This window comes from Micromonospora sp. Llam0 (assembly GCF_003751085.1).
Classification (GTDB): Bacteria; Actinomycetota; Actinomycetes; order Mycobacteriales; family Micromonosporaceae; genus Micromonospora_E.
Map to the genome: position 1 here is coordinate 4,012,454 of NZ_RJJY01000001.1, position 23,716 is coordinate 4,036,169.

Annotated in this window: 24 protein-coding genes and 2 tRNA genes; 14 read left to right on the forward strand and 12 right to left on the reverse strand. The window is 70.5% G+C overall.

Features of this window, described 5'->3' with window-relative positions; genetic code table 11:
- Complete coding sequence (locus tag EDC02_RS17485) at nt 1-1,545, forward strand: L-lactate permease (protein ID WP_199757667.1); 1,545 nt, start codon at nt 1-3, stop codon at nt 1,543-1,545.
- 135 nt (nt 1,546-1,680) lie between these two features.
- On the opposite strand, the gene EDC02_RS17490 is transcribed toward EDC02_RS17485, so the two are convergent.
- Nucleotides 1,681-2,901 carry an IS110 family transposase gene (locus EDC02_RS17490; protein WP_370461431.1) on the reverse strand — a complete coding sequence of 407 codons (1,221 nt, stop codon included), beginning with the start codon at nt 2,899-2,901 and terminating at the stop codon, nt 1,681-1,683.
- A gap of 237 nt (nt 2,902-3,138) precedes the next feature.
- On the opposite strand from EDC02_RS17490, the gene EDC02_RS17495 reads away from it, so the two are divergent.
- Together EDC02_RS17495 and EDC02_RS17500 are read left to right on the forward strand one after the other, a co-directional pair.
- Complete coding sequence (locus tag EDC02_RS17495; RefSeq protein ID WP_123602886.1) at nt 3,139-4,101, forward strand: discoidin domain-containing protein; 963 nt, start codon at nt 3,139-3,141, stop codon at nt 4,099-4,101.
- 172 nt (nt 4,102-4,273) lie between these two features.
- Nucleotides 4,274-5,095, forward strand: coding sequence for an alpha/beta fold hydrolase (locus EDC02_RS17500; RefSeq protein WP_123602887.1), 822 nt, complete (start codon nt 4,274-4,276; stop codon nt 5,093-5,095).
- Nucleotides 5,096-5,403: 308 nt separating this feature from the next.
- Here EDC02_RS17500 and EDC02_RS17505 read toward each other — a convergent pair whose 3' ends face one another.
- Genes EDC02_RS17505 through EDC02_RS41650 form a run of 3 tightly spaced genes read right to left on the reverse strand, consistent with a single transcriptional unit; the run spans nt 5,404 to nt 7,950 of the window.
- Nucleotides 5,404-6,093, reverse strand: a complete 690-nt coding sequence (locus EDC02_RS17505; RefSeq protein ID WP_148083497.1) for a hypothetical protein — start codon at nt 6,091-6,093, stop codon at nt 5,404-5,406.
- The gene (locus EDC02_RS17510) at nt 6,090-7,340 is read right to left on the reverse strand and encodes a RyR domain-containing protein (RefSeq protein WP_233606408.1); all 1,251 of its coding nucleotides are present in this window, start codon (nt 7,338-7,340) and stop codon (nt 6,090-6,092) included. Before EDC02_RS17510 ends, EDC02_RS17505 begins: the two co-directional genes overlap by 4 nt.
- Nucleotides 7,222-7,950 (reverse strand): hypothetical protein, encoded by a 729-nt coding sequence (locus tag EDC02_RS41650; protein WP_233605989.1) that lies wholly within the window; start codon nt 7,948-7,950, stop codon nt 7,222-7,224. The genes EDC02_RS17510 and EDC02_RS41650 overlap by 119 nt, the downstream gene beginning before the upstream one ends.
- 88 nt (nt 7,951-8,038) lie before the next feature.
- On the opposite strand from EDC02_RS41650, the gene EDC02_RS17515 reads away from it, so the two are divergent.
- From EDC02_RS17515 to EDC02_RS17525, 3 genes are all read left to right on the forward strand, one after another.
- A tRNA-Ile gene (locus EDC02_RS17515) sits at nt 8,039-8,112 on the forward strand.
- A 76-nt stretch (nt 8,113-8,188) separates the two neighbouring features.
- A complete protein-coding gene (locus EDC02_RS17520; protein ID WP_199757668.1) occupies nt 8,189-8,464 on the forward strand; it encodes a type II toxin-antitoxin system Phd/YefM family antitoxin in 276 nt (91 codons plus the stop codon).
- On the forward strand, nt 8,461-8,718 hold the full coding sequence (locus EDC02_RS17525; protein ID WP_123602891.1) for a Txe/YoeB family addiction module toxin: 258 nt from the start codon (nt 8,461-8,463) through the stop codon (nt 8,716-8,718). Before EDC02_RS17520 ends, EDC02_RS17525 begins: the two co-directional genes overlap by 4 nt.
- A gap of 179 nt (nt 8,719-8,897) precedes the next feature.
- Here EDC02_RS17525 and EDC02_RS17530 read toward each other — a convergent pair whose 3' ends face one another.
- Nucleotides 8,898-9,578, reverse strand: coding sequence for a TetR/AcrR family transcriptional regulator C-terminal domain-containing protein (locus EDC02_RS17530; protein ID WP_123602892.1), 681 nt, complete (start codon nt 9,576-9,578; stop codon nt 8,898-8,900).
- A gap of 112 nt (nt 9,579-9,690) precedes the next feature.
- Here EDC02_RS17530 and EDC02_RS17535 point away from each other — a divergent pair, with 112 nt between their 5' ends.
- Nucleotides 9,691-10,425 (forward strand): NAD(P)-dependent oxidoreductase, encoded by a 735-nt coding sequence (locus EDC02_RS17535; RefSeq protein ID WP_123602893.1) that lies wholly within the window; start codon nt 9,691-9,693, stop codon nt 10,423-10,425.
- Here EDC02_RS17535 and EDC02_RS17540 read toward each other — a convergent pair.
- From EDC02_RS17540 to EDC02_RS17550, 3 genes are all read right to left on the reverse strand, one after another.
- Nucleotides 10,385-11,653 carry a CHAT domain-containing protein gene (locus tag EDC02_RS17540; RefSeq protein WP_123602894.1) on the reverse strand — a complete coding sequence of 423 codons (1,269 nt, stop codon included), beginning with the start codon at nt 11,651-11,653 and terminating at the stop codon, nt 10,385-10,387. The genes EDC02_RS17535 and EDC02_RS17540 overlap by 41 nt on opposite strands.
- Before the next feature lie 2 nt (nt 11,654-11,655).
- Nucleotides 11,656-12,327: a tetratricopeptide repeat protein gene (locus tag EDC02_RS17545; protein WP_148083499.1), complete on the reverse strand. Its 672-nt coding sequence runs from the start codon at nt 12,325-12,327 to the stop codon at nt 11,656-11,658.
- Nucleotides 12,328-12,435: 108 nt separating this feature from the next.
- On the reverse strand, nt 12,436-12,615 hold the full coding sequence (locus tag EDC02_RS17550) for a hypothetical protein (protein ID WP_123602896.1): 180 nt from the start codon (nt 12,613-12,615) through the stop codon (nt 12,436-12,438).
- Between the two features lie 126 nt (nt 12,616-12,741).
- On the opposite strand from EDC02_RS17550, the gene EDC02_RS17555 reads away from it, so the two are divergent.
- The 5 genes from EDC02_RS17555 to EDC02_RS17580 all read left to right on the forward strand — a co-directional run bounded on the left by EDC02_RS17555 (nt 12,742) and on the right by EDC02_RS17580 (nt 19,050).
- Nucleotides 12,742-15,039 carry a hypothetical protein gene (locus EDC02_RS17555; protein WP_148083500.1) on the forward strand — a complete coding sequence of 766 codons (2,298 nt, stop codon included), beginning with the start codon at nt 12,742-12,744 and terminating at the stop codon, nt 15,037-15,039.
- Entirely contained in the window at nt 15,036-16,181 is a 1,146-nt protein-coding gene (locus EDC02_RS17560) for a hypothetical protein (RefSeq protein ID WP_123602898.1), read from the forward strand. Before EDC02_RS17555 ends, EDC02_RS17560 begins: the two co-directional genes overlap by 4 nt.
- A gap of 2 nt (nt 16,182-16,183) precedes the next feature.
- Nucleotides 16,184-17,053, forward strand: coding sequence for a hypothetical protein (locus EDC02_RS17565; protein WP_148083501.1), 870 nt, complete (start codon nt 16,184-16,186; stop codon nt 17,051-17,053).
- Nucleotides 17,050-17,769 (forward strand): hypothetical protein, encoded by a 720-nt coding sequence (locus EDC02_RS40280; RefSeq protein WP_158632215.1) that lies wholly within the window; start codon nt 17,050-17,052, stop codon nt 17,767-17,769. Before EDC02_RS17565 ends, EDC02_RS40280 begins: the two co-directional genes overlap by 4 nt.
- 423 nt (nt 17,770-18,192) lie before the next feature.
- Nucleotides 18,193-19,050, forward strand: coding sequence for a dienelactone hydrolase family protein (locus EDC02_RS17580; RefSeq protein WP_233605990.1), 858 nt, complete (start codon nt 18,193-18,195; stop codon nt 19,048-19,050).
- 50 nt (nt 19,051-19,100) lie between these two features.
- Here the strand turns inward: EDC02_RS17580 and EDC02_RS17585 are convergent, their stop codons facing one another.
- The gene (locus EDC02_RS17585) at nt 19,101-19,742 is read right to left on the reverse strand and encodes a QsdR family transcriptional regulator (RefSeq protein ID WP_233605991.1); all 642 of its coding nucleotides are present in this window, start codon (nt 19,740-19,742) and stop codon (nt 19,101-19,103) included.
- A gap of 282 nt (nt 19,743-20,024) precedes the next feature.
- Between EDC02_RS17585 and EDC02_RS17590 the strand changes: the two genes are divergently transcribed.
- A complete protein-coding gene (locus EDC02_RS17590; protein WP_255500427.1) occupies nt 20,025-20,891 on the forward strand; it encodes a bile acid:sodium symporter family protein in 867 nt (288 codons plus the stop codon).
- A gap of 251 nt (nt 20,892-21,142) precedes the next feature.
- Here EDC02_RS17590 and EDC02_RS40285 read toward each other — a convergent pair whose 3' ends face one another.
- Together EDC02_RS40285 and EDC02_RS17595 are read right to left on the reverse strand one after the other, a co-directional pair.
- On the reverse strand, nt 21,143-21,304 hold the full coding sequence (locus tag EDC02_RS40285) for a hypothetical protein (protein ID WP_158632216.1): 162 nt from the start codon (nt 21,302-21,304) through the stop codon (nt 21,143-21,145).
- A 197-nt stretch (nt 21,305-21,501) separates the two neighbouring features.
- Nucleotides 21,502-21,574, reverse strand: a tRNA-Asn gene (locus EDC02_RS17595).
- Nucleotides 21,575-21,881: 307 nt separating this feature from the next.
- On the opposite strand from EDC02_RS17595, the gene EDC02_RS17600 reads away from it, so the two are divergent.
- Complete coding sequence (locus EDC02_RS17600) at nt 21,882-22,244, forward strand: hypothetical protein (RefSeq protein ID WP_123602902.1); 363 nt, start codon at nt 21,882-21,884, stop codon at nt 22,242-22,244.
- Between the two features lie 121 nt (nt 22,245-22,365).
- Here the strand turns inward: EDC02_RS17600 and EDC02_RS17605 are convergent, their stop codons facing one another.
- Nucleotides 22,366-23,376, reverse strand: coding sequence for a sugar phosphate isomerase/epimerase (locus EDC02_RS17605; RefSeq protein ID WP_123602903.1), 1,011 nt, complete (start codon nt 23,374-23,376; stop codon nt 22,366-22,368).
- Between the last annotated feature and the right edge of the window lie 340 nt (nt 23,377-23,716).

Consider the following 23,716-nt stretch of genomic DNA (forward strand, 5'->3'; position numbering starts at 1 on the left):
GTGCGGGCGCTACTGGCGGCGCTGCCGATCGCGGCGGTCCTGCTTCTGATGCTCGGCGTCGGCTGGTCGGCGGCCCGGGCCGGGGTGGTCGCCGCGGTCGGCACGCTGGTGCTGGCGGTCGCGGGCTTCGGCTTCGGCTTCGGCGGTGCGGCGGGGCCGCTGCCGCTGCCGGCTGCGATCGGCGGCGTCGTCGTCGAGGCGGGATTCGTCGCGCTCACCGTCATCGCGATCATCGGACCGGCGCTGGGCATCTACCAGTTGCAGGAACGCACTGGCGCGACCGACCGGCTGCAACGCGGGTTGGCCCGGATCAGCGGAGATCCCCGGGTCGCCGCGCTGCTGATCGCCTGGTACTTCACCTTGTTCCTGGAGGGTGCGGCCGGGTTCGGCACCCCGATCGCGCTGGCCGCGCCGTTCCTGGTGGCGGCGGGCTTCCGTCCGGTCGCCGCGGTCACCGCCGCGCTGGTCGGACATGCCGTCGGGGTGTCGTTCGGTGCGGTCGGCACCCCGGTGCTGGCGCAGGTGACGATAAGCGGGGTGAGCGGTCCCGACCTGGCGTGGGCGACCGCGCCGTACCACCTGGTGCTCGGCGGGTTCCTCGCCGCCGCGGTGACGCTGATCATCGGCCGGGCGGTACCGATGGGTCGGCCGCCGTGGGGGTGGGGGGCCGCCGCCGCGGTGCTGTTCTTCGTGCCGTACGGGCTGATCGCCCGCTTCGTCGGGCCGGAGCTGCCGACCCTGGGCGGTGCGCTGCTCGGCGCCGCCGGATTCGTGGCCCTGGTGCTGGGGCTGCGCCGGATCCTTGGCCGGGCGGGCGGGCCGGCCGGCGAAGCCGACGCACCCGCTGCGGAGCCGGGCCGTGCCGGCATGGGGGTGTTGCGCGCCGGTGCCCCCTACCTGGTGTTGATCGCGCTGGTCCTGCTCACCCGGCTGATCCCAGCGGTGCGTGACGGCCTGCAGGACCTGACGGTGCAGTGGCGACTGTTCGACACCTTCAGTGGCGCCATTCGACCGTTGTACCACCCGGCGCTGCTGCTCACCGCCGCCTTCGTGCTCGGCGCGATGGCGCAGCGTGCCGACGTCGCGTCGGTACGGGCGGCGGTGGTGACCGCGACCCGTCAGCTCGGCGTGGTGCTGGTCGCCTTGCTGGCGATGGTCACCATCGCTTTGACGATGTCGTACGCCGGGATGACCGGCGAACTGGCCGCCGCCGCTGCCCAGGCCGGGCCGTGGTGGCCGTTGCTGGCACCGGCGATCGGCGCCCTGGGCACCTTCGTCACCGGCTCGGCCACGGCGTCCAACGTGCTGTTCACCGAGTTCCAGCAGAGCACCGCGGCGGCGGCTGGCCTCCCCGAACGGCCGTTGCTCGGCGCGCAGGGTTTCGGGGCGGCGGTCGGCAACATCGTCTGCCCGCACAACATCGTCGCCGCGGCGGCGACCGTCGGCCTGTCCGGGCAGGAGGGACGGGTGCTGCGTACCACGTTGCCGATCGCCGGCGCGTACGTGGCCCTCGGCGGGATGCTGGCCTGGTGGTTCGTCGGCTGAACTGGGCTGATCCCTACCGCAGGTTGCGATACCACATGCATTTGTTGCTAAATTTCCCAATTGTCCGTCCGATGTATGCCATCGACAGTGGGCTATCGGGCGTCGACTTCATGGGGGGGTGCCCTATGGGTTGTGTCAAGCAGCGAGGCGGGGTTCGTCCGCCGGTGTGGGCTGGTATGGCCGTTGGGTGCGGAGCATGGCGTGGAGGACGTCGACGCGGCGGCGGGCGAGGCAGATAAGGGCGGCGTTGTGCTTCTTGCCCTCAGCGCGTTTGCGGTCGTAGTAGGCGCGGCTGAGCGGGTCTGCCAGGGCGGCGAACGCGGACAGGAAGAACGCGCGTTTCAGCTGCTTGTTGCCGCCCTTGGGCGGGTGTTCACCACGGATGCTGGTGCCGGAGCGGCGGGTGACCGGGGCCAGACCGGCGTAGGCGGCCAGGTGGCCGGCGGTGGGGAACGAGCTGCCGTCGCCGACTTCGAGCAGAATGCGGGCCGCGGTCCTGACGCCGATGCCGGGCATCGAGGTCAGGACCGGGGCGAGAGGGTGCGCATCAAGCATCCCCTCGACCTGTTCGGCGACCTGGTCGCGTTGGCGCAGCAGGTCACGCAGGCTGTCGGCGAGTCGGGGAAGGACGGTTTCGGCGGCGGTGGTGCCGGGGACCACGACGGTCTGCGCGTCGAGCGCGGTGAAGATCTGTTCGACCAGGCGGGCACCCATGCGTGGCGCGCGGGCCTTGACGATCTCGGTGAGTTTCGCCCGGCCGGCCCTGCGTAGCCCGGTGGGTCCGCCGCACCGCGAGATGGCCTCCAGGACGGCGGGGTGCTGCAGTTTCGGTCCCAGAACACGTTCCAGGGGTGGGTGGATCTGGGTGAGCAGGCCCCGGATGCGGTTGCCCACGCGGGTGACCTCGCCGGCGAGGTCGTCGTCATAGCCGACCATCACCTCCAGCTCTGCCAGGGCCTCATCGCCGGTGTCGACCCGACGCAGGGTGTGAGGCAGGGTACGGGCGGCGTCGGCGATGACGTACGCGTCGCGGGCGTCGGTCTTCGCGGTGCCGGGGTGCAGGTCGGCCAGCCGGCGCATGACCAGACCGGGTAGGTAGGCCACCTGGTGGCCGCAGGCGCGGGCGACCGCGACGGGTAGCGCGCCGATTGAGGCGGGCTGGTCGACCACGGCCAGGATCCGGCCGTGCCGGCCCAGCTTGTCGAACAGTTTCCGCAGCCCGGCTTCGGTGTTGGGCAGGGTCGCGTCGTGCAGCCGTTTGCCGTCGCGGTTCAACGCGACCGCGTGGTGTCCTTCCTTGCCGACGTCGAGTCCGATGAAGACGCCGAACCCGTCGTGCACAGCTTGCCTCCTCACGGCGATGGCCTGGCTCGGCCGCCGGTCATAGCGTCGGACTGCCGGCATCCACGTTACGGAGAGACCTACCCCACGGACGGGGTGGCCGGGTCCCTATCAGCGGTCCGCCGACGCCACCCGGCTCGGCGACAACACCCCCCGGATCATGCGTACGACAGGGGCATTCAGTCATACCGAGCCGGGCGACCGAGCCGTCCCCGGCTGGGGACGATCAAAAAGGTAACGGGGAGAATCCGAATGTCCAGCGACGAAACGACCCAGGCCGGTCCGGACGGCACGCGCGGGACCGGGTACGCCAGCGACCGAGCGCACGCGCTGCGGACGTTGTTCCCCGCCGCTGCTTCGAAGCCGGTGTTGCGTCCGGCCTCGGAACTGTCGCAGCCGCCGGCCGACAGGCCAACTGTACGTGGGGGTCCCCCATACCCGACGATCGGGCCGGATGATCAGCAACGCAGCCTGCCGGACCCGCGAGCGCCCGGACCGGGCAGGCACCGTGGCGTCCGGATGGTGTCCTGCGGGGTGCTGATCGGCGTCGTCGCGTCGGCCCTGGCGTTCTGGCTCTCGCCGAACGACCCATCCGGTCAGGCACCGCCGGAATCCTCGGTGACCAGCGCAAACGAGGATGGTGCAGGCAGCGGCGCGCTGCCCACTGCCGCCGGGTCGGTGACCCCGTCGACACCGGCGGCGCTGTCACCGGACGCGACGATCTCGGCACGACCGGACCAGCCGGCGACGCCCACACCTGCACTGTCGCCGTCCGCGCCGGTCCGTTCCCAGCCGACCACCACGGTGAACGTCGGACGGCCCAACCCGGATGGCCGCAACCTGGCCCTCCGTCGCTCGACCGTCGCGTCCAGCGCGGAAGGGCCGCACTTCGCCCCCGCCGGCGCCGTGGACGGCGACCTCGACACCCGCTGGAGCAGCGATTTCAGCGACCCACAGTGGATGCTTGTGGATCTCGGCGAGGTCTGGCGGATCAGCAGCGTCACCTTGTTCTGGGAACGCGCCCACGCCACCGCGTACCGGGTGGAGACGTCGGCCGACGGTCGACGTTGGTCCACAAGGTACACGACGACGGCCGGTACCGGCGGGACCGTCCGACTGGCCCTGCCCGGCACCGATGCCCGCTATCTGCGGATGTACGGCACGAAACGGCACAACCAGTACGGATACTCCCTGCTGGAGATCGAGGTGCGCTGACCAGGTCAGTTCTAGCGGCCGGTTCCCCCTTCCCGCCGGTTCACACCGGTTATCTTCCCGCGTCCGCGGAGACTCTGCACCTTGACGGATGCTCAGCCCGGGCCGGCCCGGCAGCGCAGCCGGCCGACCGAGGGGCAGGAGCAGGAGCGCACCGAGAGTCAGGAGTGACGCCATGGGGTACCTCACCACGCAGGACGGCACCCAGCTCTACTACAAGGACTGGGGTTCCGGCCCCGCCGTCGTGTTCTCGCACGGCTGGCCGCTGAACGCCGACGCATGGGACGGCCAACTGCTCTTCCTCGCCCAGCAGGGTTTCCGAGTCATCGCGCATGACCGGCGTGGGCACGGTCGGTCCAGCCAGTCGCCCGAGGGCAACGACATGAACGGCTACGCCGACGACCTCGCCGCAGTGATCGAGGCGCTCGGCCTGACCGACACCACGCTGATCGGGCACTCCACCGGTGGCGGTGAGGTCGCCCGGTACATCGGCCGATACGGCACCGGTCGGGTGGCGAAGGTGGTGCTCATCTCCGCCGTACCGCCGATCATGGTGCAGACGCCGGACAACCCGGACGGGCTGCCGCTGGCCGTGTTCGACGAGATGCGGGCCGGCCTGGCCGACGACCGGGCGCAGTTCTACCAGGACCTGGCGATCAAGTTCTACGGTGTGAACCGGCCAGGTGCCGAGGTTTCCGACGGCATCCTGCACCAGTTCTGGTCGTGGAGCATGCAGGCCGGGCTGTGGAACGCGTACCAGAGTGTGGCGGCGTTCTCGGAGACCGACTTCCGCGACGACCTCGCCGCCTTCGACGTCCCCACACTGGTGATGCAGGGCGACGACGACCAGATCGTGCCGATCAAGAACGCTTCGATGAAGACTGCCCAACTGGTGTCCGGCGCCCAGGAGGTCTACTACCCGGGCGCCCCGCACGGCATCACCGCAACCCACCAGGATCAGGTCAACCAGGATCTGCTCACGTTCCTGAAGAGCTGAGCCAGGTGCCGGCCGCGTTCGTCGGCCTGCGGGTGACTTCGTTGCAGCAGCCGGGCGGTCCGTTTCACCAGGACCGCCCGGCTCCCCCAAACGGAATCGCGTGCTGCTGGACCCGGGCGACCCGAGCCAGTCTGGCCGCCGGAAGTGGCCCGTACCGGTCGACCTCCTGGCGGTAGTGCGCCATGGCGTCGATCACTCCCGGCGACCGGTGCTGGCGAGGATCCAGGCAACCTCGTCCCTGCCCCGTCGGGCCCGCCCCCGGACGGCAGCAGGCCGATCGACCAACGGCACCGTCTGTCACCAGAATATTAAGCGGCATCCACGATCTGAAGCGGTCCGATGCCGGCGGTCGTACGCTGTTCGACGTACCGCTGGCGACTACCCCGGCCGACCGGTCTACCGCTGGACCGACGGGACGCGGCGGTCTCCCCCCGGGCCGCGCCCGGCGGCCAGATCACCCGCACCGAGATTCCCCGCCGGTTGGCCTCCGCGACCATCTCGGCGGTGCCACCGACGCCGCCCTCGGTGCCGTCCCAGACCGCGAAGAGAAGATCGCAGCGGTCGAGGACCAGCCGGCCCGCCTCGGCATAGGTCCGACTACCGGAAACCGTTCCGGCGTACGAGACCGATCGTGCATGGGAGAGCAGATCGTCGAACGCCGGCCGTCGCACCGGTCGGATGCACCTGGACCGGTAGTCCGGTGCGGGCAACACCACATCGAAGGTTGCGCCGACAGCGACGATCTCCTCGGCGAACAACTGGTCGGCACCTTCCGCGAGGCAGGTCAGCCCGTGGATCGGTCGGCGTCCGGCCTGCCGGTGGACCTCACGCAGCGCCGCTCGCAACGCCAGCCGGACCAGCCGGTCGGAACCGGCGGCCAGCCCGATGTGGCCGGGGACTCCGATCCGCAGTTCACGATGCCCCGACGCGGAACCGGATGCGGTGCCGCCGACGGCGCCGGAGGTGTCGGCGGACCTGGTCGACGCACCGCCCCTCACCGCCGATGCTCCCGGGTCGCCGTCCACCGGGTGACCGGCTCCGGCGCGCCGGTACCGACCCGCACGATCTCCAGCCCGACATCGGCCAGCACACCGGGGATCTGCCGCATCTCGTCGCGGTTCTTCTCCTTGACCTGCTCCGGAAGCTCACGCCAGGGACGCAGGTCCGGATGGGTACGGGCGGCTCGGTCCCGCCGCAGGCCGTGCACCCAGCCGGTCGACCTACGTTCCCGGGACCACCGTTGGTGTTCCAGCACGGCGAGCCGGTCGATCTGCTCCCGGGTCAACCGCACCGCCACGTTCGTCCGGGTCCGTGGCGCCAACGCCAGCCCGAGGATCCGCAACTTCCGACCGATGTCGGCGGCCTGGGCACGGTTCGTCCGACGCAGATCCTCCGGTAGCGAGGCCCAGGGCAGCAACGCCGGGTCGGTGACCCGACCGACCGACCCGACCCGCGACGACAGCAGGTACCGGTCGTGGATCGACCGGCCGAGCCGTTCGACCAGGTCGTCGCCGATCCGATCGGGGTCGCTGGCCGCGTCGACCGTCGGGTAGCAGCGAACCGTGCCGGAGACCGTGTCGAGCAGGCCCGACCGGCCGTCGCCGTCGGCGAACGCTCCGGCCAGGCCGGCGAGCCGGGTGACCGGTACGGTGACCGAGCCCGGCCCGCCCCGCCACAACGACGGTGTGGTCAACGCGATCTTCAACGCCTGTTCCTCGTCGTCGAGGCAGAGCAGGACCCGGTCGTGCGGGACGCGGAACGCCGGGCCGGGCAGCAACGCGTCCGGCTCCCGCTCGTAGCACACGACGTCGCAGACGTCGCCGAGGAACGGGTACCGGTGCACCAGATCGTCGACCACCGACCGGGCGTCCGCGGCGATGAGATCGACACGCAGCCGGCCGGCGGTGTCCGACTGGTGAATCCGCCAGTGCCGGGCCGCTTCGACCAGCACCGCGCGGCCGAACGACGACATCCCGATCACCAGCAGCCGGCTCAGCCGTACGGTCGGCAACGGGTCCTGGCGGAACAACCAGCGGGCGGCGAGCTCGTCGACGTTGAAGAAGTCGAGCCGCAGATCGACGCCGGCCGAATGGCTCAACCGGCGGGCCTGCATCGCCAGACAGAGTTCAGTATCGTGGAGTTGGGCGTAGACTCGCATGCCGCCGTTGTGTTCGTCGCGCAGCATGCCGGCGGTGGTGGCGGCGAGGATGTTGTCCGTGCTGTCGTCGGTGCAGGCGTACACCAGCGCGGCGCGTCCCACGCCAGCCGCCCGCAGCACCTCGGCGGCGGTGGGGTCCCCCGGGTACGGCGTACCACCGGCGACGTAACGGGACCGGCGTGCCCGACGGCAGGCCCACCACGACCACCTTCCGGTCGGCGGCGTGCAGCCGGGCCGCGAGGTTGCGGGCCATGGCCGAATCACCGCACACCACGACGTGCCCACTCGCCCGCCGGGCACGCAACCGGTGCAGTTCACCGGTCAGCAGTACCCGGGCGGTCTCGACGAGAGCGAACACGGTTGCCGCCGGCGCGGTGAACCGGGCGACCTGCAACTGCCAGGGCAGGTCGGCCCGGTCCGCGAGCTGGTCAGCATCGAGAACGAAGAGCTGCAACGTGTAGTAGAGAACGTCGACCGGCGTGGTCGTGCCGCCGGGCTCACCCACGAGCAGCTCGGCGTAACCGACGAATCCCAGGATCGCCGACACCCCCGCCAGCAGCACGAAAGCGATGCGGAGCAGGGTGATCGTCGTTCTGTTCCGGTCCTGGTCCAGGGAAACCTCCCCACCGTCCGGCCTGACGGCCGATGTAACGAGTATCACCCATAGGCGCCAGTTGGCTACCCAGCGCTTGACCATCACATTTCACGGTGAAGTAGGAGGATTCGCCTTGGTGCCACTGGTCCGTCACCGCGCACACCGACCGGATAAGATTCCATCCGTCGCCGGGGCGGTAGCTCAGCCGGTCAGAGCAGGGGACTCATAATCCCTCGGTCGCGGGTTCGAGCCCCGCCCGCCCCACTTGTTGATCTTCCGTGCGAACCTGGCCGGACCACCCAAGTGAGGTACAATTTTCTGTACTTCCCTGGAGGTGGTCATGCGGACCGTGAACTTCACCCAGCTACGGCAGAACCTGGCCGCCGAACTCGACAGCGTGATCAACGACGCGGAGGAAGTGGTGGTGACCCGGTCAGGCCACGATCCCGTGGTGATCGTGCCGCTTGCGGAGTACGAGTCGATGAAGGAAACCGAGTACCTCCTGCGCAGCCCGAGCAACGCCGCCGCGCTGCGCCGATCGATGGCGGAGCTTGAGAAGGGCGACGCGGCCGAGAGGGATCTGATCGACCCGGCCACCGTGCGGGATGTCGCATGAGGCTGGTCTTCACCGCGACGGCGTGGAGCCAGTATCTCAGCCATACAGACCGTAAGTTGGTCAAGCGCATCAATGACCTCATTGCGGACGTGATGCGCAATGGATACCAGGGCATCGGCAAGCCGGAGCCTCTTCTGGGGGAGCTGTCCGGCTTCTGGTCCCGCCGGATCGATCGCGAACATCGGCTGGTGTATCGGATCACCAAGGACGACGTCGAGATCGTCGCCTGCCGTTACCACTACGTTGACCGGTAGCGGACTGGGCTGGAACCAGGAGCATCGGCCGTGTGCTGACCGGCCATGGGTCGGGGCGTTCGTTGGTGGACACGACATCGCCGTGACACCGCCGACTCTACTCGGTCCGGTGACGGTGTCGCCGCAGCAGCTCAGCCACCAACTGGCATCCGGTCTGCCGTTCAGCAGCCACTTACGGGTCACTGCCAGTTTTCCCGGCTCCGCTGCAGACCGTCGAGGATCAGGTCGAGTCCGACGTCGAACTCGGCTGCATAGGAATAGCCGGGCGCCAGCGCCCGGTGGACGATCATCTCGGCGAGATGCGGCAACTCGTCGCGGGGCAGCTGCTCCAGGATCGCGCCCGCCACCTGCGTGACTTCGGCGGACGAGGTGAACGGCAGGCTGAGTTCCTGCAGGGTGAACCCGTAGACGTAGCTGTCCAGCGCGGAGAGCGCGTGCGCCGCGCCAGCGACGGAGAATCCGCTGGCGCGCAGGCAGCCGAGCACCGCGTCGTGGTGACGAAGGGTCGCCGGGCCGGGGTTGGTCCGGGAGTCCATCAGACCGATCGCCCACGGGTGTCGGATCAGCGCCGCCCGCATCGACGCCGCCCGGTCCCGCATCGCGGCACACCAGTCGGTTCCGTCCGCCGGTAGATCGATCTCATCGAAGACGACATCGACCATGCCGTCGAGGATCAGGTCCTTGTTGCGGAAGTGGTGATACAGCGACATCGCCTCGACGCCGAGCCGCTGCGCGAGCCGGCGCATGCTCGGCACCCCCGAACCGGCCTCGTCCGCCAGCGCGACCGCTTCGCGCAGCACCAACTCCTTGGTGAGCGCGGTACGCCGGTTCGCGGGCGGGTCGGCTGGCTCCGTGACCACGTGATCCTCCTGCTGTCACCTCTCGGACTACTTGACAACCTTACACCGCAAGGCTGTACCTTACAGCGTAAGCCGAACGCGATTCGGGGAATCGACAGACGGGAGCGGGACCATGGAACCAGTCGACACCGACGGGGTCGGCCAGCCAGGTGCCGGCCGGCGGATCTGCGTCGTCGGGGCGTCCGGGAAACTCGGGCGGTACATGGTGCGGCACGCGCTGGAGCGCGGGTACGAGGTCGTCGCCGTGTGCCGGGAGAAGAGCGTGCCCAAGCTGGCGGAGTTCGACGGACGGATCACCGTGGTCCCCGGGCCAACCAACTCCCATACGGTCATCGCCCAGGCGGTGCGCGGCTGCGACGCCGTGCTCACGGTGCTGGTGCCGTGGGGCGTGCAGAATTACGCCTCGGGCACCGCGCAGGCGGTGCTCGACCATGCCGAGCCCGGTGCCCGGCTGATCTTCTCCTGCGGTTGGCACATCAGCCACGACGGTCAGGACGTCTACCCCCGGGGGTTCAAGCTCTACACGGCGGTCTTCGGCTGGCTGGCGAAGCTGCTGCGGGTGGTGGACGTCAACGACCAGGTACGGGCCTGCCGACGGGTCTTCGCCAGCGGCGCCGACTGGACCGTCGTACGCGGCAGCGACCTCGAGGAAGGCGACAGCCAGGGCCTGCCGGTGTGGAGCCGGCACGTGGGCGATCCGGTGCTGGCCAGCAACCTGACCCGGCGGATCGACTACGCCCGGTTCATGGTGGAGGCCGTGGACGACGACACCCTCATCCGGGAGGCCCCGGCCATCGTCGGTCGGCTCACCCCGTCCGCCCTCGCCCACGCCGGTCGACCGCAGTGACCGACGCGGTCGACGCGGCCCAGCCGGTCCGGCACGCGCTGAGCAGCACCACCTGGCAGCTGGTCAGATCCAGCCCGGTGATGTCGTCGGCGCGCAGGTACCCGTCGTCGTCGCCGCTCGGGCTCAGGCAGAGCGCACCGGGCGTGACCCCGGTGTCGGCACCGTACATCCCGTGGGTGGCGAAGTGGACAACCTCGCATCCGGGCAGCGTCGACAGCACCGCCGCACGGGTGGCCGCCGCCCCGATCAGCGCTGTCGCGCCATAGTCGGCGGCGACTCGACGGGCCTCCCGCTCGGCATGGGTCAGCGACGGCAGCCGTGGCACCGGTAGGCCGGGTGCGATCGGGGTGTCCGGCGGGCTCGGGTTTCCGACCGCCAGGATCCGGCGGGCCAGTGCCGCAGGTGTAACCGCCCGGCCGGCCAACTCGGCGACGAGCGCGACGGAGGGCATCACGGTAACCGGCCACCGGTCGATGAGGGACTCACCCGGACCGGACCGCAGGGCGGCGAACGGCACTCGGTCGAGTTCGCCGTCGGGCACCACCACCAGCAGTTCGGCCCGGCTCCGGCGCAGTGCCCCGGCCACCGCCCCGATCAGCAGCTGAGAGCAGGCGTCGACGTCCGCGACGGCGTAGTGGTCGGCGAAGTCCGGCACCAGCAGCTCGCGGGTCAGGCCCAGGTACGCGTCGGCCTGCGGGTCGGTGGCCCGAAACGATTTCAGCTCGTCCGCTCCGACCCGGGCGTGCTCGATGCCGGTGGCGTCGACGTACCAGATGTGCAGTCCGGCGACCACGCCCGCCTCCCCGGGGTCGGCGACCGGTCCGACCAGGCTGTACACGAGGAATCCGGTGCTGCGCAAGGCGGCGAGCTCGACCATGGCGGCGGCCGTCAGCGCCGCCGGCATCCGGACCCCGTCCAGCGGGTCCGCCAGGGCCGGCAGTTTCTCCGGAGCCGGAAGTTCGGAACTCGCCGGACCGCCGCCCACCGGCCGGCGGGACCGCAACCGGCGCAGCAGGCTGCGCCCACGCGCCCGTTCGACCGCTTCGAGACCGCCGGCGACGTCGCCGGCGGCGAGCCGGCACGTCTGCAACGCACGGTACGCCTGTGCCTGGCTCTCCAGCAGATCGACATGCTGCTGGTCGTCGACGACGTCACGCCGCACGGCTTCCCAGTCGGCGACCGCGTCGAGCAGAAGAGTCTCCGCGTCCGCCAGGTCGCCCGCAGCCATGGTCAGCCGGGCGAGGTTGAACCGCGCGGTTCCCCGGGCGCCCGAATCCCCGGGTCGACCAGCCGCACCGACCGCCGGGCCAAGGCCCGCGCCCGGGTCAGCCGGCCGGCCCGGGCGTCCATGGCGGCCAGGCTGATCGCGGCCCGCCCGGCCAGATGCGGGGTGCCGCGAGTGAGCGTCTCCTGGTAGACCTGCCGGACCGCCGCCACGGCCCGCTCGTCCTCACCGGTCTCGGCCAGCGCCAGAGCCCAGGCCATCCGGGCCTGGAGATACTGTTCGCGTCGCCCATGCCGCTCGCACAGTGTCATCGCCTGCTCGGCCAACGCCACCGCCGCCGCAGGCTCACCGGCCGCCCGGTGGACCGACGCCGAAGTGACCAGCATGCCGAGACGAACCCGGTCGGCCAGCGCGGGTGCGATCAACGCCGGATCGTTGATCTCGCGGCTCCCGGTCACCACCCGACTCGCCGCGCCCAGCGTCTCGACCGGTCGCCCCTGGCGCAGCAGTGACTGAGCGAGCATGCCGTAGGCCGACACGGTATGTCTCGGATCCCCGATCGGCTCCGCCGCTGCGACCGCCTCCCGGGCCGCCACCTCGGCGTCGATGAACCGGTCCAGCCAGTACAGGGCGTCGGAGTACAGGCACTGAGCCTGCATCCCGTCGGCGCGGGCCAACGGTGTCGCCCACCGCGGCCAAGGTGGCAGCAGTGTCAGCGCGCGTCGGCTCGCGTCGAGCTGCGCCGGCCGGTCCTCCAGCGCCGCCGCCTGCCGGGCGACCTGGCTTCACAGTGAGCCGGCGAGGATCGGGGCGATCGGCTCCCATACCTGTGCCGCGGACCGGAAGGCGGCGTAGGCCTCGGCTGGTCGCCCCGCCGCGTCCAACGCCTCGGCCCGCCGTCGGGCGGCCATCGCCCGCAGCATGTCCCACAGGCCGGGTGTGGGTGACCGGTCACGGTGCCGCATACCGCTGTCTGACGGACCACGAACCGGGGCCATCCGACGTGCGGCCACCCCTGCGCCCGCTGACTGCCACACGCGGTCCGTCAGGTAAGCGGCATCACGAGTCCACCCAGTGGAAGGAGTACGGCGTTGAGCGACGTCAGCACGCGGATAGCCGCAGTGCTCGCGGCCCGGCAGACCTGGCAGCCGACGGTGGACGGGGAGCTGCGGCGGTGGACGGCGGTCCAGCGGCTGCTCGCCGCCGTCGCCGACGCGGTCGCCGACATCGACCCCGGCGGGCCCGGTCCGACCGTCGTCGCGGACGTCGCGGTCGACATCCCAGCCCTGCAGAAGCTGGCGACGGAGTCGGTCGCGACGCTGGCCGCGGTCCGAGCGCGGGTCAACCGCCGGTCGATCAACGTCGGGGTGAGCGGCCGGGCCCGCAACGGCAAGAGCACCCTGCTGCAGTCGCTGTCCGGGCTCGGCGACGAGCAGATCCCCAGCGGTACGGGGCAGCCGGTGACGGCGGTCCGCAGCCGGATCTACCACTCGGGCAGCCAGCGGGAGGCGCACCTGTCGACGCACACCGAGTCGTCGTTCTGCGAAGAGGTGCTCGCCCCGTACCACGCCGCACTCGGTCTCGACCCGGCCCCGCGCAGCATCGACGAGTTCGCCCGGTTCGACTACTCGGCCGCCGGGGCCGCGTTGGCCGACCGGATGGAGGACTACCCGGTACTCGGGCCGATGCTGGCCAGGTTACGGGAGATGCAGGCCGGTCTGCCCAGCTACCGGCCGCTGCTGACCGGTGAACTGATCCGGGTCGAGCTCGCCGAGCTGCGCAGCTGGGTGGCGTACCCGCAGCGCAACGACCCGGCGGCCGACCGGCGGTACCTGGCGGTCAAGGACGCCAGCATCACCTGCGAGTTCCCGATCAGCGAGGTGATCGCGCTCGGCCTCATCGACCTGCCCGGCCTGGGGGAACTGGTGCCGAACGCCGAGGCGCACCACCTCGCCGGGCTGCAGAACGACGTCGACTTCGTCCTCGTGGTGAAACGGCCGGTCGACACCAACGCGCTGTGGGCCAAGGAGGACGGCCTCGCCCTCGGGCTGATCGGGCGAGCGCGGGGCGCCGCCGCGATGAACGACTTCGCGGCGATCCTGGTCAACACCGGCGGGTGCGCCGAGGCCAACGTCCGGGCGTTGACCGACGACATCCGGCAACGCCTCAACCACGGTACCGACGACGCCGTGTACCGGGTCGTCCTCGCCGACGCCGCCGACCGCGCGGCCGTACGAACCGGTGTGCTCGACGTCGTGCTGCGACACCTCGCCGAGGCGCTGCCCCGGATGGATGCCGCGGTCATCGACCACGCGTTCGCGGCCTGTGACGGTAACCGTCAACGGATCCTGGCCGTGGTGGCGGACCTGTTGACCGCGATGCGGTCGATGGTCACCCCGACGCCGATGGAGCTACGCATCGCCCGGGCCAACGGGATGCGCGCCGAGCTCGCCGCCTCCCTGCAGGAGTGGATGCAGCAGTTGGAGAGCCGCATCGACGACAGCTACGAGGACGGCGAGTTCCTCGACCGAATCTCGGCCGTCCAGCACGAGGTACGGGAGTGGATTCTGGACGGCTTCGGCAAGGGCACCGACGAGTGGAAGAAGGACGCCGTCGCCGCGATGCAGGTGGACAAGGGTGCCGCCGCCTTCGCCACCCGGGCGCTCAACGGCATCCGGGTCCAGCTGGCCAGCCGGTTCGGCGTCATCGACGACATCCTGGAGGCTCGGCGGCAGCAATTCTGGGCGAGTCTGGTTACCGCACTCGGGCCCGGGCTGGCGCCGCTGCTGGACGACGCCGTGCCGGCGGTCGCGCTGTCCCGGCTGGCCGACCGTCTGGCCGACGCGTCGGCTCCCTGCCCCGGCCTGAGCCGGTCGCTGCGCGACGTGCTCGACATCAGGCTGGACTACCGGACCCGGGTACTGCCCCGACTGGTACGCGCGTTGCGACTCCTGCAACCGGAGCCGGGCAGCGGGATGCCGGGTGCGCTCACGTCGATCCTGCCGATCCCGCGCACCGCCGACGGCGCGGACGAGCTGTTCCTGCGGGTCACCCACCTGGCCAGGGAGGCAGCCCACGACGTGGCCGGGATCTTGTCCGGTGAGCCGAGCCTGATGGTGACCGCGTTGTTCGCCTACGGCGAGCAGTTCGAGGACTCGTTCATCCGGTCCGACACGTCGGAGGCGGAGTTCCGCCGGCTGGTGGAGAACTTCCGGGACCAGTTGTGGCCGTCCGAGACAGCCGGACCGGCCCTGGCCACCGCCCGGTACCAGCGGTTGCGGGGTGCGCTCGGCGCGGTCCGGGAAGCGCTCGACGGCACGACCGTCCCGGGGTCCGCCGCGGCACCGAGCCCGACGTCCGTCCCAGCGCAGGAGGGGAACCAGCGGTGACAGCCCAGACGTTCAAGGTCGCGGTGGTCGGTCCGTCCCGGGTGGGCAAGACCACCCTGCTGACCGCGATTCTGTCGGACACCAATCGGATGCTCGCCGGCACGCCGGTCAGCGTGGCGATGGACGAGGCGACCGAGAAGCGGGTCTCGGTCCAGCGCAAGGAGCTGCGCAGGGCGATCGAGGCGCAGGAGTTCAACCCCGCCGCGCTGGAGGGAAACCAGCAGATCGTCCACTACCACGTCTCGCTGCGCGCCGCCGGCGACGAGGCACTCGAGATTCCGTTCGACATCCTCGACTACCCGGGCGGTTGGCTCGACCCGGCGAAACGGGCCGACGTACCGCACGCCCAGCAGCGGTGGCCGCAGTGCGAGCGGCACATCGAGGACAGCGTGATGCTACTGGTGCCGATCGACTCGGCGGTGCTGATGGAAGCGGTCACCCCGGCGCACCGGCGGGCCGTGCCGGACCTGCTCGGTCTGGAGGACACCGAGGCGATGGTGCGCAAGTGGGCCCGGTCCCGCAACCGGGAGGAGCACCGTCAAGAGCCGGCGGTGCTGGTGCTCGCCCCGATGAAGTGCGAAAAGTACTTCGACGACAACGGTGGCACGGGACGCGACGCCGGCCGGCTGCGCGCGACGATCCGGGCGAAGTACGCCAACGTGCTGGAGATCGTGCGGGAGGAGGCCCAGGACCGGCCGGTGCGGATCGTGTACGCGCCGATCGACACCTACGGGTGTGTCGAACTGATGGACACCGAATGGGTCGACGACGGCAGTGGGCAGCTGTTGTTCCGCGGTCACTACCGGTTCCGGGGGAACCCGCCCAGGATCTCGGTGAAGGCCGCCGGGTCGGTGATGCAGCAGCTGTGCGGCTGCCTCATCGACGGTCGCGACGCGGCCGAGGCGGAGAATCTGGCCGGCTACCGGGTCGGCGTCCGAAACCTGTTGGATCGGCATGCGCAGCCGAAGGGTTTCTGGGGCACGCTCGGCTACCACCTCGGCGGTGAAGCCGCCGAGAACCGGCGCGACCGGACGTATCTCGGTGGCCAGATCGACGCCGCCACCCGGCGCCGGATCCAGCTGACCGAGGCCGTGGAGAAGCTGGCGAAGATGCCGCAGGACCAACGGATCGAGGAGTGGTGACGGTGCACGCGTACCTGCTGACTCGGGGCACCCCCCGCAACCTGGACTACGCCTTCCTGGGCTCGGAACCCGCGACGCACTGGTGGGACCGGCTGTCGGACGCCAACTTCATCAACATCGACAGGTTCGAGGTGGCCGCCAGGGCCGACGGCAGCGGGCTGAGTCTGCTGCTGTCCGGGCTGCCGTCCGCCCGGCGGGACAGCATCGGCACCCCGATCCGGTTCACCGTGGTGGTGGACGGCCTGCAGGACGACCCCGAGCTGCTCGCCGACCTGGTCGCGGTCGCGCTCAGCCCGGCCGGGCGGGCCGCCCTCGGTCGACAGCTGGACGAGGAGTTTCCCTACCCGGAGATCAACGCGATCCGCGCCGGCACGGATCCCGGCACCGACATCGGCGTACGGACGCTGCGGGCGTTGCGTTCGGGCAGCACCGACGAGGCCCTCGCCGGTGCCGGAACCCGGACCGGAACAGGCGATGGAACGGGTGGCGGAACAACTGCCGACGGCGGTGCTGCTCCGGCCGGCCGGGACGGGACGGACCGCACCGGTTGCTGGGTCGGCCCGGTCGACGATCCGCTCGCCCGGGGTGCTTTCCTGGCCCGAGTGGCCCGGATGGCCGACGGCTCGACCGGCTTCGCGTTCACCTCGCACGCGCTGGCCAGCGTGGCCGGCGCGCAGCGGGCGGCCGAGACGCTCGGCGCGGACGCGGTGATCCTGTTGCACGACGGCGGCCCGGCCGGAATCCAGCCACTGGGAAAAGCACCGGCGGGCACGGCGGGCGGCAGCTGGCCGCGGCCGGCCCTGATCGTGCTGCTCTCCCTGGCCGGGTTGGCGATCGCGCTGCTGATCCGGTGGCTCATCAGGTGGTTGTGACGGCGGCGCGACGGCCCGGGATCACCCTGCACACGGCCGACTTCGGCGCGCTGCGGGCGGAGGTCGTCGTCGATCCGCCGGTCGTGACCGGGTCCGTCACGTCGCCTGTCGACGGACAACGGTGGCCGGTCAGTGGCTGGTTCGCGATCCGGCCGGAACCGGTACGCGGCACGGCGGCGCTGCGGGCGCTGGCCCGGACCGGCTCGGCGTACACCCTTCACGGGCGACTCGTCCTGCGGCTCGGTGACGCGTCGGTCGAGTGTCAGCTTCGCCCGGACGGGCGGTATCCCACGGTCGTCGGCGCGGACCGGCCGCCGCGCATCCACCAGGCCACCGCCGATCAGGTGTTCGCGGCGGAGCTGACCCGGCTCATGGCCGATGCGCAGTCACGGATCGCCAAGCTGAGAGCGCAGCTCACCGCCGACGCCATCGCGGAACTGATCCGGCAGGAAGGCGGCAGCGGGCGGCAGGCGTTCCTGCGGCTGCGGCTCGCCGAGCAGGAGTTGCGGTTGGGCCAGTTCGGCGCCGCAGTGCACACGATCGACGAAGCTGCGTCCGACGCCGTCGACAGTGCGGGGTGCGGCGCTCAGCCTGCCGAGTTCCGGCGGCAGCGCGACCGGCTCGTCGAGGCCCTGGACCGGGTGGCCGGGCGGCTGGCGGCACCCGTCGCCGAGTCCCTCCACGAAGCGGCCGAGCTGCTGCGTCGACGCAGTTGAGCCGGTACGCCGGCAGTGCCGGCGTACCGGCTCGCCGGCCCGGTGTCCGGGGCTGGACGGGGCTGCGACGGCGGTCTCAGGATCCCTGTCCTACCTGGTCAGCGGCGTGGTGGTCGGGATAGCGTCCGGATTGCCCGGCGGGGACGCCCGCAGGCATCCATCGTCACCGACGCTCGTCGCGACCACCCACGGTCCGGCGACGCGAACCGGACGGCGCCCCGGTGATCGCGCGGTGACTCCCGTACGCCAGTGGGAGGACAGATGCATTCGTCGTTTTCTGAATCCGAAGACCCGGTGCCGGCAGCCCGGCATTCCGCACATCCACTCAGCTGTGATTCCGCACATCCGCCCGCCCGGCGCCCCCCGCACCGGTCCACACACCGGTCCGCGCGGCCGGACCGCGGCCGGCGTCGGGTTCGGGGTGTGCTCGCCGCGGCGACGGCCGCGCTGCTGGCGGTCGCCGGGCTCACGTTGATCCCGAACGCGAGCGCCGCCGAGAACCCGCTCGAACGGGGTCCGGCACCGAGCGCGTCCAGTGTCGCCGCCGCCCGGGGCCCGTTCGCGACGTCCCAGGTGACGGTGTCGTCGCGCGATGCCGGCGGGTTCGGCGGCGGCACGATCTACTTCCCGACCAGCGGCGCCGAAGGCACCTTCGGCGGGGTGGCGGTCGCCCCCGGCTTCACCGCGTCCCGGTCGAGCATGGCCTGGTTGGGGCCCCGGCTGGCATCACAGGGATTCGTTGTATTCAATATTGATACCGTTACCCGCTCCGACCAGCCGGCGAGCCGGGGCCGGCAACTTCTCGCCGCGCTGGACTTCCTGGTGGAGCGCAGCCCGGTTCGGGACCGGGTGGATCCGGACCGACTCGCAGTGATGGGTCATTCGATGGGCGGTGGCGGCGCGTTCGAGGCGGCCGAGGCGCGCCCGACATTGCGGGCAGCGATTCCGCTCACCCCGTGGAATCTCCGCAAGAACTGGTCGCAGGTGCAGGTCCCGACGATGGTGATCGGCGCCGAACGAGACACGATCGCCTCGGTACGATTTCATTCCGAGCCGTTCTTCGACAGCCTTCCATCCGATCTGGACAAGGCATATCTGGAGCTCAACAACGCCAGCCATTTCGCACCGAACATCCCGAACACCACCATCTCGTCGTTCAGCGTGGCCTGGCTGAAGCGCTTCGTCGACGACGACACCCGCTACGAGCAGTTTCTCTGCCCACCGCCCCGACCCGATGGAGAGATCTCCGAATATCAGGACACCTGCGCCCACGCGTCCTGATTCCATGGTGAGCCCGGCCGGCGGTACCGCCGGCCGGGCTCACCGTGGGCCTACCGCGCCCCGCACAACAGGGCCCGCAGCGCCTGTTCGGTCAGGTCGAGGTCCGGCTGCCGGCCGGCGAGCAACTCCGCGTAGATGGCAGACTCGACGATCCGGATGTAGAGGTACGCCAGCGCCTCCGGTGCGGCGTGGTCGGCCAGATCAGGGCCGAGCACGTCGACGAAGATGTCCACCTGGGCTCGGATGAACCGCCGGTGCACCCGGCCCGGCTCGGCGAACAGCACCCGGGCCGCCGTCTCGGGTTCGTCGGCGAGGAACTGCCGGAACGGCGCGGACCGACGCACCGCGGCGGCGTAGCGCATGGTCACCTCGATCACACCGTCCACCCCGGTCCGTCGACGTGCGCCACGTGCTTCGGCAAGTTGACGACTGCCGAGCCACCACAGGACCTCACCGAGCAGCCGGTCCCGGCTGCCGGTGACCCGGTAGAGCGTCGCCCGGCTGACCGCCAACGCGTCGGCGAGCCCGCCCATGTCGATGGTGCCGTGGCTGAGGAAGTACCGGCCGCCACCGCGTACCACCGTTTCCTCGCTCACCACCCGACGGGGTGCCGGATTCCGGGCGACCGGTATCTGCGCGGCCCTGCCGTTGCCGTGTCGCATGCTGCTGGCCGGGCGGACCCGGTAGGCCATTGACCCCATACTCTGGGCACGTTCCGTGATCGCCAATGGTTCAAGGCACCGCCATGATCGACCCGGCCAGCGGATACTCCGCCAACAGTTGGCGACTCACCGCAATCTCCCTGACTCGGCCGCCGGGTGAAACCGCGCCGGGCAGGATGGCGGCCGCTGAGGATCAAGCAACCAGGAAGAAGCAGCCGACCGATCGGCAATGTAAAGATCCATGCACTTCATTCCAATCGGAAGGCAGGCTTGCCATGACCGTTTGACTCCGCTCTCCTATTTCCCATCGCCGTGGCGATCATCATGCTCGGACTCGGGCTCACCCTGACAATGGAGGACTTCCGCCGGGTCCTGCGGTACCCGCGGGCCATGGTGGTCTGCCTGGTCAGCCAGATGCTGGTGCTGCCGGCGCTCTGCCTCGGTCTGGTCTTCGTCCTCGGCCTACGCCCCGAACTGGCGGTCGGCATGATGCTGCTCGCCGCCTCACCGGGCGGCAGTACGGCGAGCCTGTACAGCCACCTGTTCAAAGGTGACCTGGCGCTGAACATCTCGCTCACCGCGGTCAACTCGGTGCTGGCACTGTTCACCCTGCCGGTGATCGTCAACCTGTCGGTTGCCGGGTTCATGGGTTCGGACAGCTCGATCGGGCTTCAGTTCGACAAGGTGATCCAGGTGTTCGCCCTCGTGCTGATCCCGATCTCCATCGGCATGGCGGTCCGGCGGCGGTTCACCAGCCTCGCGATCCGGTTGGAGCGCGCGGTCAAGGTGCTGTCCGTCCTCGTGCTGCTGATGATGATCGCCAGCGTGATCGCCGGTCTCGGCGAAGAGGTGTTCGACGTCCTTGGGGAGATCATCCTCGCCGTCGTGCTGTTCAACCTGCTCAGCATGACGATCGGCTACTTCGGCCCCCGGCTGTTCCGGGTCGGCGAACGCGAGTCGATCGCCTCCGCCTTCGAGATCGGCCTGCACAACGCCAGCCTGTCGATCACCATCGCGATGACCCCGACGCTGCTCGGCAACACGGAGATGGCGATGCCCTCGGTCACGTACGGCTTCGTCATGTTCTTCACCGCCGCTGTCTTCGGCTTCATCGTCGCCCGGCGGGTCCCGGCGGCCAGCGCGACCGCTGAGCCGGCAGCACCGTCCAGCCGGGTCTGACCCCCGCTGACCCGGATGTGACCCCAGGGCCCGAACGTCGGCGCCGGCACCGTAGCGACAGCCCCGGTGCCGGCGCCGACCTGCGCCGGTGCGCGCAGCGTGCCACGCGGCGGCACAGCCGCCGGCAGCGCGTTGACGACCGGCGCCGTCCGCAGGTGACACCAACCGGTGGTCGGGGTCTGGTACAGCCGTTTCAACTCGGCCCGCACGACCGCCTCCGGTGGTGTCCCCCGGCCGACGACGGCGGCGTGTTAGTAGGTGGTCAGCTGGCGCATCCGTACCGGCCCCACCGACGGGACCAGCCGGGCCTCCGCTGATGGATCGGTCGCCACGATGATCGCCGCGGCTCGTTCACAGCGGTCGGGCAGGGTGCCGACGCCAGCGAGCAGCGTCGCCGGCGCGGCGAACGGCATCCGCAACGGGTGCGCCGGGCGTACCGTGTCATCGGCCCGCCGGACCAGCCACAGCCGGAGTGAAGAAGCGCAGGTCGAGGCGGTCCAGATCGATCAGATCGGCCAGCTGCGGATAGGCGGTGGAGCATCTGGAAGCCAGGGTGGTCGAGCCCGGCACCGACGATGACGACCTCTGCCACGACGGCCATCCGTAGAAGCTCCCCCGTTTGGACTCGAACCAAAAACCTGCCGGTTAACAGCCGGCTGCTCTGCCAATTGAGCTACGGGGGACCGCTGCGTAGCCGGCAGCGGATCTCTCCGGCCGCCTGGCGACGGGACAAGAGTACAGGACGCCACCGCCCGATGGGCGACCGGGTTCACCGTCCCGGACCGACCGGTCGAGCTCCGATCAGGAGACTACTGAAACGGACAAAAAGCCGAGTTGTCTGTGCTGACGCGTAAGATAGGGAGCAGGATGGGTAGACAGCACCGGACAGATGACGAAGGCACGACCGGGTCACTCATCGGCCAGCCGGCACCGAACCGGACCGGACCGACAGCCGACGGGAACACCGGGTCAGGTACGGAAGGAGCCGCCATGCGCGGAAAACTTTGGTTCATCGGCGGGGTGGCCGTGGGTTTCGTCCTGGGCGCCCGCGCCGGCCGGGAGAAGTACGACGAGCTGGTACTCAACGCACGCAAGGTGATGGACCACCCGACGGTGCAGGAGGCCGCCGGGGTGGCACAGGCTCAGGCCAACCGGATCTACGCGGAGGGCCGGGAGCGGCTCAGCCACACCCGACTGGGCGAACGCCTCAACGGCCACGATCACCTGACTGCCGCCGACAGCAGTCTCGCCGACGCCGGGATGGGCACGGCCTCCTCGCCCGGGTCCACCGGTTCGACGACGGCCGGGAACAAGTCGGGCAAGGGCACCGGGTCCGGCGGCAGCGCCAGCTGACGCCGGCACTCACCGTCGAGATCACGGCGTACCCGTGGGCCGGTCACCCCCCGTCGACGGGGGGTGACCGGCCCACGGTCGTCCCGGTGCGGTCGCCGCCGTCGGTCTGGCGGCGGCCAGGTCAGTCCCGGCTGCTGGAGAACGCCTCGTCGAACGCTGCCGTCGGGGCGTCGAACGCCTGCTGACGGACGAACCGCAACGCCTCGGGGGCGCCGACCAACCGGTCCATTCCGGCGTCCTCCCACTCGACCGAGATCGGCCCGTCGTAGCCGATCGCGTTAAGTGCCCGGAAACAGTCCTCCCACGGCACGTCGCCGTGCCCGGTGGAGACGAAGTCCCAGCCACGCCGCAGATCCGCCCAGGGCAGGTGGGAGGCGAGCCGGCCGCGCCGGCCGTCACCGGTACGGACCTTCGCGTCCTTGCAGTCGACGTGATAGATCCGGTCGGCGAACTCGAGGATGAAGTTGACCGGGTCCAGTTCCTGCCAGACGAAGTGCGACGGGTCCCAGTTGAGGCCGAATGCCGGCCGGTTGCCGATCGCCTCCAGGGTGCGGCGGGTCGTCCAGTAGTCGTAGGCGATCTCGCTCGGGTGCACCTCGTGGGCGAACCTGACCCCGACCTCGTCGAACACGTCGAGGATCGGGTTGAACCGGTCGGCGAAGTCCTGGTAGCCGCGTTCGATCATCTCCGGCGGCACCGGCGGAAACATGGCCAGGGTGTGCCAGATCGACGAGCCGGTGAAGCCGATGACGGTGGAGACGCCGAGCTTCGCGGCGGCCCGGGCGGTGTCCTTGATTTCCTCGGCGGCCCGCTGACGGACGCCCTCTGGCTCCCCGTCGCCCCAGATCCGGGCGGGCAGGATCCCCTGGTGCCGCTCGTCGATCGGGTGGTCGCAGACCGCCTGGCCGACCAGGTGGTTGGAGATCGCGTACACCTTGAGGTTGTACTTGGCCAAGGTTTGCAGCTTGCGCTCGACGTAGTCGTCCTCGGCCAGCGCCCGGTCCACCTCGAAGTGATCGCCCCAGCAGGCGATCTCCAGGCCGTCGTAGCCCCACTCCGAGGTCAGCCGACACACTTCCTCGAACGGCAGGTCGGCCCACTGGCCGGTGAAGAGCGTGATGGGTCGCGCCATGGTCCTTCTCCCGTTGTCGTCACTGGGATTCCAGCCCGCGCCGCAGGTGCGGCGCCTGGTTGGACCGGTGCGAGGTGACGGCCCGATGAGCTACCGGCGTGGATGCCCGGCCGTGGTACACCGACCGGTGGTGCGGGCAGCGGACACCGGCCGGCTGGTCGCGACGGCATCCGGCACGGTCACCGTGCCGACGCGGCGCTTCCCGACCGGGCGGGTTGCGCCTCCCGCCCGGACACCGGCCCGGGTACGGGCCTGCCCGCATCACTGTAGGCCGGTTGCCGGCCACCGCGATAGAGGCAGCCGCGATAGAGGCATCGAGGTACGACGCCGGCGGGGTACG

Excerpts from the sequence above, each read along its gene's own strand:
- EDC02_RS17585 (WP_233605991.1), bottom strand. The coding sequence starts at position 19,742 with ATGGCCTACCGGGTCCGCCCGGCCAGCAGCATGCGACACGGCAACGGC.
- EDC02_RS17605 (WP_123602903.1), bottom strand. The coding sequence starts at position 23,376 with ATGGCGCGACCCATCACGCTCTTCACCGGCCAGTGGGCCGACCTGCCG.
- EDC02_RS17520 (WP_199757668.1), top strand. The coding sequence starts at position 8,189 with ATGCGGACCGTGAACTTCACCCAGCTACGGCAGAACCTGGCCGCCGAA.
- EDC02_RS17525 (WP_123602891.1), top strand. The coding sequence starts at position 8,461 with ATGAGGCTGGTCTTCACCGCGACGGCGTGGAGCCAGTATCTCAGCCAT.
- EDC02_RS17500 (WP_123602887.1), top strand. The coding sequence starts at position 4,274 with ATGGGGTACCTCACCACGCAGGACGGCACCCAGCTCTACTACAAGGAC.
- EDC02_RS17550 (WP_123602896.1), bottom strand. The coding sequence starts at position 12,615 with ATGCGGCACCGTGACCGGTCACCCACACCCGGCCTGTGGGACATGCTG.
- EDC02_RS17600 (WP_123602902.1), top strand. The coding sequence starts at position 21,882 with ATGCGCGGAAAACTTTGGTTCATCGGCGGGGTGGCCGTGGGTTTCGTC.
- EDC02_RS40285 (WP_158632216.1), bottom strand. The coding sequence starts at position 21,304 with ATGCCGTTCGCCGCGCCGGCGACGCTGCTCGCTGGCGTCGGCACCCTG.
- EDC02_RS17495 (WP_123602886.1), top strand. The coding sequence starts at position 3,139 with ATGTCCAGCGACGAAACGACCCAGGCCGGTCCGGACGGCACGCGCGGG.
- EDC02_RS17540 (WP_123602894.1), bottom strand. The coding sequence starts at position 11,653 with ATGGCTGCGGGCGACCTGGCGGACGCGGAGACTCTTCTGCTCGACGCG.
- EDC02_RS17535 (WP_123602893.1), top strand. The coding sequence starts at position 9,691 with ATGGAACCAGTCGACACCGACGGGGTCGGCCAGCCAGGTGCCGGCCGG.
- EDC02_RS41650 (WP_233605989.1), bottom strand. The coding sequence starts at position 7,950 with ATGGTCAAGCGCTGGGTAGCCAACTGGCGCCTATGGGTGATACTCGTT.